Annotated in this window: 12 protein-coding genes; 7 read left to right on the top strand and 5 right to left on the bottom strand. The window is 54.9% G+C overall.

Going from position 1 to position 13,757, the window contains the following annotated elements:
• Positions 1-972, bottom strand: coding sequence for a LysR substrate-binding domain-containing protein (locus NYE85_RS13020; RefSeq protein WP_259005187.1), 972 nt, complete (start codon positions 970-972; stop codon positions 1-3).
• Between NYE85_RS13020 and NYE85_RS13015 the strand changes: the two genes are divergently transcribed.
• A complete protein-coding gene (locus NYE85_RS13015; protein ID WP_259005186.1) occupies positions 971-2,386 on the top strand; it encodes a pyridoxal-dependent decarboxylase in 1,416 nt (471 codons plus the stop codon). The genes NYE85_RS13020 and NYE85_RS13015 overlap by 2 nt on opposite strands.
• Here the strand turns inward: NYE85_RS13015 and NYE85_RS13010 are convergent.
• On the bottom strand, positions 2,383-3,234 hold the full coding sequence (locus NYE85_RS13010; protein ID WP_259005185.1) for an AraC family transcriptional regulator: 852 nt from the start codon (positions 3,232-3,234) through the stop codon (positions 2,383-2,385). The two genes, NYE85_RS13015 and NYE85_RS13010, sit on opposite strands and share 4 nt — an antisense overlap.
• A 221-nt stretch (positions 3,235-3,455) precedes the next feature.
• Between NYE85_RS13010 and NYE85_RS13005 the strand changes: the two genes are divergently transcribed.
• The 4 genes from NYE85_RS13005 (at position 3,456) to rcsA (ending at position 9,153) form a co-directional block, all read left to right on the top strand.
• Positions 3,456-5,285 carry a DUF2264 domain-containing protein gene (locus tag NYE85_RS13005; RefSeq protein WP_259005184.1) on the top strand — a complete coding sequence of 610 codons (1,830 nt, stop codon included), beginning with the start codon at positions 3,456-3,458 and terminating at the stop codon, positions 5,283-5,285.
• Positions 5,286-5,320: 35 nt separating this feature from the next.
• Positions 5,321-6,601, top strand: a complete 1,281-nt coding sequence (locus NYE85_RS13000; protein ID WP_259005183.1) for an oligosaccharide MFS transporter — start codon at positions 5,321-5,323, stop codon at positions 6,599-6,601.
• 23 nt (positions 6,602-6,624) lie between these two features.
• A complete protein-coding gene (locus tag NYE85_RS12995; RefSeq protein WP_259005182.1) occupies positions 6,625-7,815 on the top strand; it encodes a glycoside hydrolase family 88 protein in 1,191 nt (396 codons plus the stop codon).
• A gap of 708 nt (positions 7,816-8,523) precedes the next feature.
• Positions 8,524-9,153: a transcriptional regulator RcsA gene (rcsA, locus tag NYE85_RS12990; RefSeq protein WP_259005181.1), complete on the top strand. Its 630-nt coding sequence runs from the start codon at positions 8,524-8,526 to the stop codon at positions 9,151-9,153.
• A gap of 260 nt (positions 9,154-9,413) precedes the next feature.
• Here rcsA and dsrB read toward each other — a convergent pair whose 3' ends face one another.
• Entirely contained in the window at positions 9,414-9,614 is a 201-nt protein-coding gene (gene dsrB, locus NYE85_RS12985; RefSeq protein ID WP_259005180.1) for a protein DsrB, read from the bottom strand.
• A 319-nt stretch (positions 9,615-9,933) separates the two neighbouring features.
• Positions 9,934-10,146 carry a transcription antiterminator/RNA stability regulator CspE gene (gene cspE / locus NYE85_RS12980; protein WP_004946278.1) on the bottom strand — a complete coding sequence of 71 codons (213 nt, stop codon included), beginning with the start codon at positions 10,144-10,146 and terminating at the stop codon, positions 9,934-9,936.
• 867 nt (positions 10,147-11,013) lie between these two features.
• Here cspE and NYE85_RS12975 point away from each other — a divergent pair.
• Together NYE85_RS12975 and NYE85_RS12970 are read left to right on the top strand one after the other, a co-directional pair.
• On the top strand, positions 11,014-11,223 hold the full coding sequence (locus tag NYE85_RS12975; protein WP_004961277.1) for a hypothetical protein: 210 nt from the start codon (positions 11,014-11,016) through the stop codon (positions 11,221-11,223).
• Between the two features lie 391 nt (positions 11,224-11,614).
• Positions 11,615-12,619, top strand: a complete 1,005-nt coding sequence (locus NYE85_RS12970; RefSeq protein ID WP_259005179.1) for an NAD(P)H-quinone oxidoreductase — start codon at positions 11,615-11,617, stop codon at positions 12,617-12,619.
• Between the two features lie 37 nt (positions 12,620-12,656).
• On the opposite strand, the gene NYE85_RS12965 is transcribed toward NYE85_RS12970, so the two are convergent.
• Entirely contained in the window at positions 12,657-13,739 is a 1,083-nt protein-coding gene (locus NYE85_RS12965) for an endonuclease/exonuclease/phosphatase family protein (protein WP_259005177.1), read from the bottom strand.
• Positions 13,740-13,757: the final 18 nt, after the last annotated feature.

Below are 13,757 nucleotides of genomic sequence, written 5' to 3'. Positions count from 1 at the left end.
TCAGCGCACCTGCTGCTGCAACCACTGCAACAGGGTCTGTACCGCCGGATTGTCGGCGGCTGACTGCGGCCAGACAAAATAGAAATCACTGTCCTGCGGCCGCCACGCGGCGCCCAGCGCCACCAGTCGACCCGCCGCCAACGCGTCTTGTACCAACAGGCTTTTCACCAGTGCGATACCAAATCCCTGCTCGGCGGCACGGATCAACAGACCGGCGTCGTTGAACGACGCCAGTGCGGGTCCGGGCTCGGTCAACGCCTGTGCCTGGAACCAGCCGCGCCAGGGAGTAACATCGTGTTCCAACAGCGGTAGTGCCTCCGCTCCCTGCTGCAGGGCCGATTGCCATTGCTGCGCCAGTTGCGGGGTCGCCACCGGCACCACTTCGCCAGCGGCAATCCACTGCGCGTGTGCCCCTGGCCATTGCCCTTTGCCGATGCGGATCGCACCGTCAAACCCCTGCTGCGCCAGATCCTGCACCACCAGCGACGCATCGATATCCAGCACAATATCCGTATGCGTCTGACGGAATGCAGACAAACGCGGCAACAGCCAGTAATGCGCAAACGACGGCAGCACGCTGATGCGTAACGTTTGGCTGGCGGCAATGCGCCTCACCCGCGTGACGCCCTGTTGCAGAGCCTGCAACGCCGGTTCCGCAATCGCCAGCAATTCTCGGCCGGCGGCGTTCAGCCGTATGCCGCGCCCAGGGCGGTCAAACAGCGGACAGCCCAACGCGTGCTCCAGTTGCTGGATCTGCTGGCTGACCGCGCCGTGCGTCAAATGAATCTGCTGCGCCGTAGCGCGCAGGTTTTCCAGCCGAGCGGCGATAACGAACGTCGGCAGCAGGTGCAACGGTAATCGCTCATTCACATTGGTTAGCCTTTCTATCCAAAAAACGTATTTTTTATCGATTATCGACGGCTGGCAATAGCGATAAGCTCTTTCTATCATTTTTATCAGGAGAAACGCCATGCACCCGGTTTTACAACAGGATTTCACCCAGTTACCGCAGATACTGGAACGTACCCGTCAATGGTCGCAAGACTTTCTGGCCGGTCTGAGCGAACGCTCCGTCTCCCCGCCAATGGCGACGCAGCAGGTAAAAAATGGCGATCGGCTATTGGCAGAAGATGGCGACGGTGCGCTCGCCGCTCTGGAGCACTTTTGGCACCATTATGCCGACGGCATTTCCGCCAGCGCCGGGCCACGCTATTTCGGCTTTGTCACCGGCGGCGGGACACCGGCCGCATTGGCCGCCGACTGGTTGGTTAGCGTTATCGACCAGAATAGCCTGCTCAGTCATGACACCGTTGCGGCAGCGATAGAACTGGCGACGGTGGAACAATTAAAATCGCTGCTCGGCCTGCCAGCGGCATTCAGCGGCAGCTTTGTCAGTGGCGCCACCATGGCCAACTTTACCGGCCTGGCCATCGGCCGCCAATGGCTCGGTTTACAACGCGGCATCGACGTCGCCGAACAGGGCATAGCGGCGCTGGGGCCGATCCGTGTGCTGTCAGCCAACCCGCATTCCAGCAGCGTGAAAGCACTCAGCATGCTGGGTATCGGCCGAGAAGCGCTGAAAATCGTCGGTACGTTGCCGAATTCCGAAGCCATCGACGTTGATGCGCTGGCTCACTGCCTGGCCGAACAGCCCGATATGCCAACGCTGGTGTTGGCCAGCGCCGGCACGGTGAACACCGTCGCCTACGATAATCTGCCGCAGTTGCTGGCACTGCGTGAACGTTATCCGTTCTGGCTGCATGTGGATGCGGCCTTCGGCGGCGTGGCGGCCTGTTCTCCCGAATTTGCCCCGTTGCTGGAGGGCTGGCAACAGGCTGATTCCATTACCGTAGACGCCCATAAATGGCTTAACGTGCCGTATGACAGTGCCATTCAATTCACCCGCCATCTGGCATTGCAGATGCAGGTGTTTCAAAACCATTCATCGTATCTGGAAGCGCCAACGTTGCGCCCGGACAATTACCTGCACCTGACGCCAGAAAACTCACGCCGTTTTCGTGCCCTGCCGCTGTGGATGGCGTTGAAGGCCTACGGCCGCAGCGGCATGCGCGATATGGTGGAACGCAACGTGAGGCTGGCACGGCAGTTGGGTGCCGGGCTGGCGGCAAGCGAAGGATTCCGCCTGCTGGCGCCGGTCAATCTTAACGTGGTGTGTTTTGCGCTCGATGGCGCCAGCGGCGATGCGCTAGCAGCACGCGATGATTTTCTTGCACGTCTGGATCAGCAGGGCGTGGTGCGCTGTACCCCTACCCTTTATCACGGCCAGGCCGGGATACGCGCCGCACTGGTCAACTGGATGACGCAGGAACAGGATATTACGCTCGCGCTGGACTCACTGCGCGCCTGTCGACCACAAGCAGGTTAATCACCCCGGCCAGTCGCGCCCTTGCGATACTGCAACGGCGTCTGGCCAAGCATTTTTTTAAAACAGCTGATGAAGTACGGTGCATCGGCAAACCCCACCGCAGCGGCGATTTGGCCGATGGCAAGATCGCTGCTGCGCAACAGTTCGCAGGCCCGCTTGACTCGACGTGTCAAAAGATATTCCTGAATGGTACTGCCGGTTTCACGGCTGAACAGCCGCGACAGATAGCTTTTTGAGCGCCCCAGATCTGCAGCCAGGCGTGCCAGAGAAAATTTGTGCTGATAGTTTTCTTCCACCCACTGCATGATACGCGCCGGACTTCCCTGAGAGATTTTCAACGCTTCGCCTTCTTTTTCCGGCAGAAACGCCATCATCTCCAGCGTCAGGAACGCCACATCCTCCAACTGGTGAGTTCCCGTCAGGTAGCGCTGATTAAAGCGCTCCAGAACGGTTTCCACCTGCAACTGGCTGTCTGCCAGATCGCAGATAAACGCATTACTCTGGCTATAGCACAGCCGCTGGAACTGCGCGCGCCGCTGGGGAAAAGGCCGCAGGAAGTGTTCGATCACCGTATGCTCGAGATGCAGAGTGGTACGGTGGTAGCAATTGCCGTCGTTTTGCTCGACAAACACTTTATGCAGTTTGAACGGCGGGAAAATAAACAGCCGTCCAGGTCGTAGCGTGTACTGCTGGTTATCAACAATCGCGATGCCGTATCCGCGGCTGACAAACAGCATTTCCAGACACTGGTGCCAATGAAAATAGTTGGCGCTGCCGATATTCATGCGGTTAAAGCTGATAAAACGTTCATTCAGCGCAATGCGTTCCAGATAATTTTGCTCAGCCATATCTCCACCGCAACCGTTTAACATTTTCCCCGCGTTTTTTGCAATTTAAGGCCTTTTTGGCGTTTTTTTTCAACGCTGGTTTTAAATAAAAGGCAATTTTGTGACCGCCATAACAATTGAAACGCAGTTTTAATTTATATTCCCTCCGCAAGACACTCAGCAAAAACGCACCGTCAGACTCCTATTAACCCCCTGATCCACCAATGGATTTGGAGAATATCATGCACCACAGATCCGATGATGATCCTAACCCACTCGCAACGCGCAGCGATATGCAACGTGCAGTGAGGCAACTGCTTGCTGCGGTAACGCCCTACTGTTCAGCAGGGCAAAGCGGCATTGCGCTGGGCAACTTTACCGCGCATTACGGTGCCGGAGTGGCAGAAATGGAAGGGCTGTCACGCATGCTGTGGGGCATTTTCCCGCTGTTGGCCGGTGGCGATGAACTGGATGACTGGGGGTTTTATCGCAGCGCAATCATTAACGGCAGTGACCCGCAGCACGCGGCTTACTGGGGTGATATCGCCGAGTTCGACCAGCGGGTGGTGGAAATGGCGGCGTTTGGCGTCGGGTTGGCATTGATGAAAGGTCAGCTGCTGGCGCAGCTAAACACCGCCCAGCAACGGAACCTGATCGTCTGGTTGCAACAAAGCGCAACGGCGGTCATCCCGAACAACAACTGGAACTACTTCCCCATTATGGTGCAAATGGGCTTTAAGCAAGCCGGTTTGCCCTACGACGCCGCGCTGATCGCTGCCCTGTTCGACAAAATGGAGGACTATTATCTTGGCGGAGGTTGGTATGCCGACGGGCCGGGGCGTCCACGTGATTATTACATTTCGATGGCATTCCATTATTACGGCCTGCTGTATGCCACGCTGATGGCAGATGTCGACCCACAGCGAGCCCGGTGCCTGCGTGAGCGCGCGCGCTGCTTTGCCCAGGACTTCATTTACCTGTTTTCCGCCGACGGCTCTGCGGTGCCGTTCGGTCGCAGCCTGACCTATCGTTTTGCCGAAGCGGCGTTCTGGAGTGCGGTGGCATTTGCCGAACTGGACGTTTTCGACATGGGTACGGTGAAGGGGCTGATTCTACGCCATCTGCGTTGGTGGCTGGCACAGCCGATTTTTGATCGCGACGGCGTACTGAGCGTCGGTTATGCCTATCCCAACCTGGCCATGGCCGAGGACTACAATGCGCCGGGGTCGCCATATTGGGCCTGCAAACTGTTTCTGGTGTTGGCGCTACCGGCAAGACACGCCTTTTGGCAGGCCGAAGAGCGGCCATTGCCCCCCCTGGCACGCCAGCGCAGCATTCCGCAGGCCAACCAGATTCTGGTGCACGACGCCGAGGCAGAACACGTCTATATGCTGACCTCCGGCCAACTGGAGCTGAACAACTATGTTAATACCGAGGCCAAGTACACCAAGTTTGCCTATTCCAACCTGTTTGGCTTCACCATTGAACGTGGCCGTTACGCTCTGAATCATGCGGCCGGCGACTCAATGCTGCTGTTGGCAGAGCAGGACGGCTATTACCGCGGTCGCCGTGAATGCAGCGCGGTAGCAACCCATGCGGATTACATCGTCAGCCGCTGGTCACCGTGGCACGACGTTGCCATCACCACCTGGCTGGTTGCCTGCGGCGACTGGCATCTACGGGTTCACCACGTCACCAGCGCGCGTACGCTGCACAGCGCAGAAGGCGGCTTTGCCGTACCCTATCGCCGCACCACGCCGTGCCACTGCGCCGACGGCGTCAGCAGCGTCGACGACGTTCACGGTTTCAGTACGCTTCACGATCTTGGCTCGCAGCGGCAGCGGACAGCCACCACCGTCATTACACCGCCCAACAGCAATATTCTGTTCGCCGAAACCGCGGCCATTCCCGTACTTACCCACACGTTGCTACCGGGCGAGCACTGGCTGGTTTGCGCTGCTGCGGCCCATCGCCACGCTGCCCGGCTACGCGATCCGCAACCGAGCTGCCGTATTGACGGCACGCGGATCGTCGTGACCTCCCCACAACGCACGCTGACGATAGCGCGTTAACCATAACAATACGCATCCGCTCTACAGGAGTTGATATGAATGCCTTCACCACGCCGACCAAATCGGCTTATTACAAGATGAGCAGTTTTATTTTCCTGTATTTCTTCACCTGGTCGGCCAGCTTCGGACTGTATACGCTGTGGCTGGCTCAAAAAGCCGGACTGGACAGCGTTACCATCGGCAGCGTGTTTGCCGTCAACGGCATTTTTGCGGTGATCATGAAGCCAGTTTACGGCTACATCATGGATAAAATCGGCATGAGCAAGAATCTGCTGTATTTCGTGGTGTTGACCTCGGCATTGATGGCGCCGTTTTTCATTTACGTTTATCAGCCATTGCTCGCCAGCCACACGCCGATCGGCATTATCATCGGCGCACTGTATCTCAGTCTGGGTTGGTACGCCGGGGTGGCGGCATCGGAATCCTACGCCGATCGTTTCAGCCGGCTGTATGGGCTGGAGTTCGGCCAGATACGCATGTGGGGGTCACTGGGGTGGGCGTTGGCCGCATCGTTTTCCGGCCTGCTGTTCAATATCTCGCCGGTGATGAATTTCATGCTCAGCAGCGCGACCTCGCTGCTGATGTTGGCGGTGCTGTTCAGTTTGCGCATCGGCGAGGCCCAATTGCGGAATAACGATGTGATAGCGCAAGAAAAAATCGTCTTTGCCGACGTCATCACGCTGCTGAGGAACCGTAAGTTCTGGATGTTCAGTCTGTACGTCGCCGGCGTTGCCTGGATGATGTTTATCGCCGAACAGCAGTTCCCGCGCTATTTCGTGTCTTTCTTTGACAGTCAGGCGCAGGGCAATGCCATGTACGGCTATCTGAGCACCCTACAGTCCGGCCTCGAATTCCTGATGATGATGGCGATCCCGTTTTTGGTTAACCATTTCGGCGCCAAAAAGGGATTGCTGTTTACCGGTGTGCTGGTCGGTGCACGCTTGATAGCCTCCGGCCTGACCAGCGATCCGCTGGTGATCTCGATTATCAAACCATTTTACGGCATGGAAATTTCAATGCTGCTGATCTCGGTATTCAAATACATTGCCGAACACTTCAGCAAGCGCGTCAATGCCACCATGTATCTGCTGGGCTATCAGGCAATGATCTACGTCGGCTCGATCGTCATCGCGCCGCCAGCCGGCTATCTGTATGACCGCATCGGTTTTGAGCATACCTACCTGATCATGGGCTGTATCGCCCTGTTATTCACCGGCGTTTCAGCCTTTACGCTGTCCAGTTGCCAAAACAAACGGCCGGTACGCGCAACGCCGCCGCTGGCGAAGAATGCCGATCTCACCACATTGAAACGATAATCTGCCGTAGAAGGAAAATCAGCATGTCCGTATCCGTCACGCACGAAAAGTTGCGCCCCATTGAACTGCACCAGCTTGACCGTACCGCGCTGGCACAGCGCTTAAATGCGGCTCGGCATAGCGTACTGAACAAAATCGATCGCAATATGGCGCGCTTTGGCGAACGTTTTCCCGGTGAAACCTGTATCGATGGCCGTTACCCGCTGACGGAAAACGTCGAATGGACCACCAGCTTTTGGACTGGCCAGCTGTGGCTGGCGTTCGAACTGACCGGCGATGACAAATATCGTCGCGCCGCCGAGGTTAACGTACTGTCCTTTGGCGAGCGCATCACGCGCCGCCAGGATACTGCCACCCACGATCTGGGCTTTCTGTATACGCTGTCGTGCGTCAGCGCCTGGCGGCTGACCGGCAATCGCCCGGCACGCGGTTTTTCGCTGCTGGCCGCAGAAGCCTTGTTGGAACGCTTCAACCCCCAGGCCGGCATTATCCAGGCCTGGGGCGATCTGCACGATCCCGAACAGGCCGGACGCATGATCATCGACTGCAATATGAACCTGCCGTTGCTGTACTGGGCGAGCGAGCAAACCGGCGACCCACGCTTTGCCGATGCCGCGCGTCACCACGCAGCCCAGGCGGCGCGTTACATTGTGCGGCCGGATGCCTCAACCTATCACACCTATTATATGGATACCGTCACCGGGAAGCCGCGTTACGGCAATACCCACCAGGGCTACGCCGATGACTCCTGTTGGTCACGCGGCCAGGCCTGGGGCATTTACGGTTTCCTGTTGAGCTTCGCCTACAGCGGCGAACGCCAGATGGTCGATCTGGCCAAGCGGCTGGCAAATTACTTCATCAACCGTTTACCGCAAGATGAGGTGTGTCATTGGGATCTGGCATTGCTGGGCACCGATCAGCCGCGCGACAGTTCGGCGGCGGCGATTGCGGTTTGCGGCCTACTGGAACTGGTTGGTCAGTTACCGCTGCTGGACACCGAGCGCGCCAGCTATGAAGAAATGGCGTTGCGCATCATGGCGTCACTGACCGAGAAGTATCTGGCACAGGACGATGAACCCATCGACGGCCTGCTGAAGCATTCGGTCTACCATATGGCCAGCGGCAAAGGCATTGATGAATGCTGCAGCTGGGGTGACTATTTCTACCTGGAAGCCCTGACGCGGCTGACGCAGAGCTGGAAGCGCTATTGGTAAGCTACCCCGCCGGCTAACGCGCCTGGCTTGCCTACCGCCGGTATCCTTCTTGCTGAGGGATACCGGCAAGTATCTGCCGCAACAGTTCAGAAAAACCAATTAATTCACAATTTTCCCACCGCTGACGCCGCACGGTAACGGCGAAAAATTGCTATCTGCCTGTTACAGTTTAATTTTATGTAACGTCGCACCAGGGAAATGTTGCACCAATGTGTTAGGAAAGAAACGTTAATGATAACAAATGAAAAGGTTATCATTATCATGCGCAAACCATATGATCACTAATTATATGATATATAAGAGTTTTCTTGTTCCAGCCGGATAACACCTACCCCAAGCGGAAGAAAAAATAGCCAAAAAAGTGATAAAAAAACAACACATGAATTTTTTTTAAGAATTTTCTTAGCAATCTAAAATTTAATTTCGTGACATGATAAACAGAATCAATGAGAGAGCGGGTTGCGTGTCGATCGCTCAGGCCTGGATTGCCAGTCTTCACACCAGGCCAAGACCGCAGCATGTTTGACTGACTTAAGCCAAACTTATGGATCATGCTGATTGATAAGCTAAGTCAGAAAATGTCATTGAGCCGTTTCTCTTTTGTTGATAGAACATTCTTAATTAGTACATTTTGTTTTTTTTGCCTTTTGGCTTTTAGGCTTTTTCTCATTATTACCGCGGTAAAACGGATTTAAGTGGGGGTGCGATATGCCAACGATCATCATGGACTCATGCAGCTATACGCGGCTGGGTCTTACCGACTACCTGACGACGCATGGAGTCAAGAAACGTCATATAAATGCTATTACGGACATAGCCAGCCTGCATGAAAAGTGCAACCGGCTAAAGCCCAGCCTGGTGTTTATTAATGAAGACTGTTTCATCCATGAAGCCAACGCCACGGAACGAATAAAACGGGTGATTTCTCTTAACCCGGATACGTTATTCTTCATTTTCATGGCTATTACCAACGTACATTTTGACGATTATTTATATGTTCGTAAAAATGTCATCATTTCGTCAAAATCGATCAAGCCAGAGACCATGAATCAGCTACTTGGTCACTATCTTGAACGCAAGGCGCCACGTGCGGAAAAGGTCAATCTCGACCAGACGCCGGTTACCCTAAGCCAAACGGAATCAAATATGTTGCGCATGTGGATGTCCGGACAGGGGACCATCCAGATATCCGACCAGATGCAAATTAAAGCAAAAACGGTGTCATCCCATAAGGGAAATATCAAAAGGAAGATAAAAACGCACAACAAGCAGATTATTTACCACGTTGTTCGTTTAACCGACACGCTGACCAGTGGAATATTTGTTAATAGCCGATAATATGCGGATAAGTATCATGATCGTCCACAGCCGGCGGAGTTATTAGCCGCCTCTAGCACTACGGGTTCTATTTATCCCGTGCCAATAGTTTATCCGCTGCGGCATAAATAATGCAGCGGATAAACGGCGCCTGATGTTAAATCGACGTTAATTGATAAATGAGCAGCAATATTCGGTAAGGTAACGCGATTGTTACAGATGAATATTATTTCCTGGAAAAACCATTCAACACCCTGCAACTGGCTGCGCCAGCCGCGAGATTATTGATCCGCCGCTATACGCGGTTCGACAAAGGTACCATCACGGCTGTCAATCTCGTTAAAGAACCAGACGCCGGACGGATACTCCTCCAGCGCCACCAGATACATGGTTCCTTCATTAAACGCTTCCACCGCCAGGATAACTCCTTCGCGCCGCGGCCCGCCGTCGGTTTTGACCGTCACCAAATCTTTTACTTTCATCGTTGACCTCATCATCTGTTTCTCTAGTCAGTGTATTACACAACGCGGCAAGAAACACGGTGCGGCGCTTCACCCACCACCGCCAACGAGCATAGCCATCCACAGCCGGCACTTTTTCGCTTCCTTAACGTTTTGCCCGCAGAATCCAGCATGCCCAACGGTTAGCCTATTCGCAGATGGTCCCCCCAGAGGAACATCTGTACATGCAGTAACAAGGAACTTTCGCCCGCAGACCTGCGGGCTTTTTTTGTACCTTTGCCAAATAACAGGCACAAAAAAACCCGCCTTGGCGGGTTTTTATCAATCAGCAACAAGCCGATTAGATAGCGGTAACGTTAGCCGCTGATGGACCTTTAGCGCCGTTCTCGATAGAGAACTGAACGTTCTGGCCTTCAGCCAGGGTCTTGAAGCCTTGATCCTGGATAGCAGAAAAGTGTACGAACACGTCTTTGCTGCCGTCAGCAGGAGTGATGAAACCAAAACCTTTAGACTCGTTGAACCACTTCACTTGACCTTTGATCATGTTAGACATGTCTATTTCCTTCAATATTAAATGTAAGCCACCATGGGCATGTTATAGCCGGTCATCAGTTACTTATGGAGGCACTAGAAAGGAAATTCGTCATAGAAGGGTTATCAGGGATAACGCTTTAAATTTGAACTACTTTACTCAAAATGTCGTGCATAAATAGGTCTGTACCACAGGCCGGGAATCATTAACTCATGACGGGCGATCAATAGCAACTGTTTTCGTCGCTAAAAACGCTAAAGGGAGATAAACGCTCAAGTTTCAGCCCGGCATGCCGATTTTATCGCCGATGCGCCGATATTTCATTCGTCATCAGCCTCGCCATTTGCCAGAGCAAATTGTACCAGGCATGACACGCGACGTCGGCTTTAGGAGTTTGCCTATATTCTCTGCCGCCCGGCGTTCTTACAATGGCAACAAGTTCACCACTCCTCCTGGAGCTGGGCTCTACAAGCTGTGTTGCATATTTAGGCGCCTTCATCGGCGCTTTTTTTATTGCGTCATGCCATGGCATCACCAGCGCAGCGGCAGATACAGAATGCTCTCATTGAGATGGAGTGTGATAACTGTCACAACTATGGCGCTCAAACCCGTCTTAACGGAGGAACCTACATGGCGAGCTCTTATTTATTGGTTTTGGCCATACTGGCTGCCGTTTCCGGATATGCGTTGTATAAGCACTTCAAATCCGTAAAAAAAAGCAAGTTGATTCGTCCGGACGTCTGATCGCGTCCATCAGTGCCGGGGTCTCCCCGGCTTTTTCCTCGCGCTCTTTACCCTTGCTGTCACTTTTCCATCACAAAAATGTCACAATTTAGCCATATGATGGTCGGCGGTTATCCTCACAGGCTTACACCAAGGATTTCGCCCATGACAACCATTAAAGCGGTAAATCACCAGGAAGCGGAAAGGCTAATCCGCGCAGGAACAGCAAAAAAAATAGAATTAGCTTATGACATCGGTAGCGACGACTTTTTTAAACTCGCCAGCTTATGGTGTGATAAAGGTGCAAAAATATCCAAAGGTAAAGAACACTTTATCGTCTCTCTGAAAGGTTTTCGCATTCCCCCGAACGACTAATCCCCGTGCCGCCCTTTGCGGCGGCTCCTTCTGCGCCCTTTGTCCGGCTATCTCCTGGCGTTTCATACGGTCTGACGCATCACCAGACCCGTACCGTTCGCCCTTTCATCCACATGTTCGCCTCGCGCTGCCTGTAGCATTACCGAATCTGTACCGTTCGCCCTTTCATCCACATGTTCGCCTCGCGCCGCCTGTAGCATCACCAAACCCGTACCGATCGCCCTTTCATCCACATGTTCGCCTCGCGCTGCCTGTAGCATTACCGAATCTGTACCGATCGCCCTTTCAGTCATATGCGCCCTTGGCAATTTCGCTAGCATAACCAATGGGATTTATACGGTCGTTTACCTACACTGGTAGAGATGACTGAGCATTTGATGAGGAGAAACGCATGCCCGCAATGACACTACCGAAGCACATGAAAGCAATTGAAATTGCACAACCCGGCGAGCCGGAGGTGCTGGTGGTAACGCAACGGCCACTGCCGGAACTGGCGCAGGGCGAAATCCTGGTCAAGGTCGCGGCAGCCGGGGTAAATCGCCCGGACGTATTGCAGCGTCGAGGCCAATACGCACCGCCACCGGGCGCATCGGATATTCCGGGGCTGGAAATTGCCGGAGAAGTGGTCGCCGTCGGTGCCGGCGTGCAGCATTATGCCATCGGCGACCGCGTTTGCGCGCTGATCGCCGGCGGCGGTTACGCCGAATACTGCAAGGTACACGAAAGCAATGCCCTGCCGGTGCCCAAGGGCTTCAGCCTGGTGGAGGCCGCAGCCATACCGGAAACCTTCTTCACCGTGTGGGTTAACGTATTCCAGCGCGGCCATCTGAAAGCCGGCGAAACGGTGCTTATCCATGGCGGCACCTCCGGCATCGGTACCGTTGCCACCCTGCTGGCCAAGGCATTCTGCGCACGCGTCATCACCACCGTCGGTTCCGAGGAAAAGCGTGAAGCCAGTCTGGCACTGGGTGCAGACGTTGCGATCAACTACCGTACGGAAGATTTTGTCGAACAAACCCTACAGGCCACTAACGGTAAAGGTGCCGAGGTGATTGTCGACCTGATTGCCGGTGACTACCTGGCCAAAAACTATCAGGCCGCCGCCATGGATGGGCGCATCGTGCAGATCGGCACGCAGAATGGCGTGGTGAAAGAATTGAACTTAATGCCGCTGTTGCTCAAGCGCCTGACGCATACCGGCTCGACGCTACGAGCGCGCAGCGTCGAAGATAAAGCGCAGATCGCCGCCGATCTACAGCAGAAGGTGTGGCCGCTGCTGGAGCGCGGGGCGCTCAAGCCGCAAATATTCAAAACCTTCCCGCTGGAACAGGCCGCCGCAGCGCACGCACTGATGGAGTCCAGCGTGCACATCGGCAAAATCATGCTGACGCAATAAACCAGCCTTGCCCCGCCGTAACGGCGGGGCCGGACAGTTAGGCGGCAGGCGCGTGCACGTCGTCCGGATCGCTGTCGGTGCTGGCCAGTTTTTCTTGCGCCAGCGCCTCATCCTGACCGTCTTTTTCCAGACTTTCCTGCTGCGCGCCCTGCTTTGGCGCATACACCAGTTCTGCCATGATCGGGAAGTGATCGGAGCCGATATCCGGCAAACGCCGCAGGCTGCCCAAAATAAAGTCATCGCTGTGAAACACGTGATCCAGCGGCCAGCGCAGGAACGGATAGCCTGAATGGAAGGTACTGAACATTCCGCGTCCGCGGCGCGGATCCAGCAGGCCGCTGACCTTAAGGAATAGCCGAGTGGTGGTCGACCATGCCACGTCATTCAAGTCCCCGGTCACGACCACCGGCAGTTTGGCATCTACCACGCTTTTACCGACCAACACCAGTTCGGCATCACGATCTTCCGATTCGTCATTTTCCGTCGGACTCGGCGGCATCGGATGCACGCAATGCAAGCGCACTGCCGGGCCATCAGGCAATTGCACCAGCATATGCATCGATGGGATCTCTTTATCCACCAGGTACTGGATTTCGGCATCGCTGAGCGGCAAACGAGAATAAACGTGCATGCCGTACAGATTGTCCTGCGGGCAGGCCAGTCGGTACGGGTAATCCCGTTCCAACGGCGCCAGTTGCGTTTCCCACCAGGCGTCGGTTTCCACCGCCACCAGCACGTCGGGACGTTCCGCAGCCACCAGTGCCAGCAGTTTGTCCGCATGGCGGTTGGGCGTCAGCACGTTGGACACCAGGATCCGCAGGCGTGGCCTGGTCTGATAGCCGGTATAGTCCAGCACCTGTGGCTTGCTCAGCGCGGTGTAGGGATAAATCCACACCGCCTGGTAAATCGCGCAGGCCAGGTTAATCGCCATCATCGTCCACACTAGCGGTGACGATAAGGGCAAAAACAGCAGATTGATCAGCAGCACCAGTAACGACAGCGCCAGTATCTGCAAGCGTGGAAAATCCCATACCCGAATCCACCAGGCAGGGTGCCTTGACATCGGCGCAATGGTTACCAGCGCCAGTAATAGCGTCAGTGTGGCGGTAATCCCTATCACGTAACGGTCCTCATAGAT

Origin of the sequence: Serratia sp. AKBS12, assembly GCF_024793895.1 — a bacterium.
Lineage (GTDB): Bacteria > Pseudomonadota > Gammaproteobacteria > Enterobacterales > Enterobacteriaceae > Serratia_F.
Note: the sequence above shows the minus strand (reverse complement) of the source record. Positions and strands in the feature narration are given on the sequence as shown.

Coding starts and splice junctions, on each gene's coding strand:
- NYE85_RS12975 (WP_004961277.1), top strand. CDS start 11,014: ATGACAACCATTAAAGCGGTAAATCACCAGGAAGCGGAAAGGCTAATC.
- rcsA (WP_259005181.1), top strand. CDS start 8,524: ATGCCAACGATCATCATGGACTCATGCAGCTATACGCGGCTGGGTCTT.
- NYE85_RS13010 (WP_259005185.1), bottom strand. CDS start 3,234: ATGGCTGAGCAAAATTATCTGGAACGCATTGCGCTGAATGAACGTTTT.
- NYE85_RS13015 (WP_259005186.1), top strand. CDS start 971: ATGCACCCGGTTTTACAACAGGATTTCACCCAGTTACCGCAGATACTG.
- NYE85_RS13020 (WP_259005187.1), bottom strand. CDS start 972: ATGGCGTTTCTCCTGATAAAAATGATAGAAAGAGCTTATCGCTATTGC.
- NYE85_RS12970 (WP_259005179.1), top strand. CDS start 11,615: ATGCCCGCAATGACACTACCGAAGCACATGAAAGCAATTGAAATTGCA.
- NYE85_RS13005 (WP_259005184.1), top strand. CDS start 3,456: ATGCACCACAGATCCGATGATGATCCTAACCCACTCGCAACGCGCAGC.
- NYE85_RS13000 (WP_259005183.1), top strand. CDS start 5,321: ATGAATGCCTTCACCACGCCGACCAAATCGGCTTATTACAAGATGAGC.
- cspE (WP_004946278.1), bottom strand. CDS start 10,146: ATGTCTAACATGATCAAAGGTCAAGTGAAGTGGTTCAACGAGTCTAAA.
- NYE85_RS12995 (WP_259005182.1), top strand. CDS start 6,625: ATGTCCGTATCCGTCACGCACGAAAAGTTGCGCCCCATTGAACTGCAC.
- dsrB (WP_259005180.1), bottom strand. CDS start 9,614: ATGAAAGTAAAAGATTTGGTGACGGTCAAAACCGACGGCGGGCCGCGG.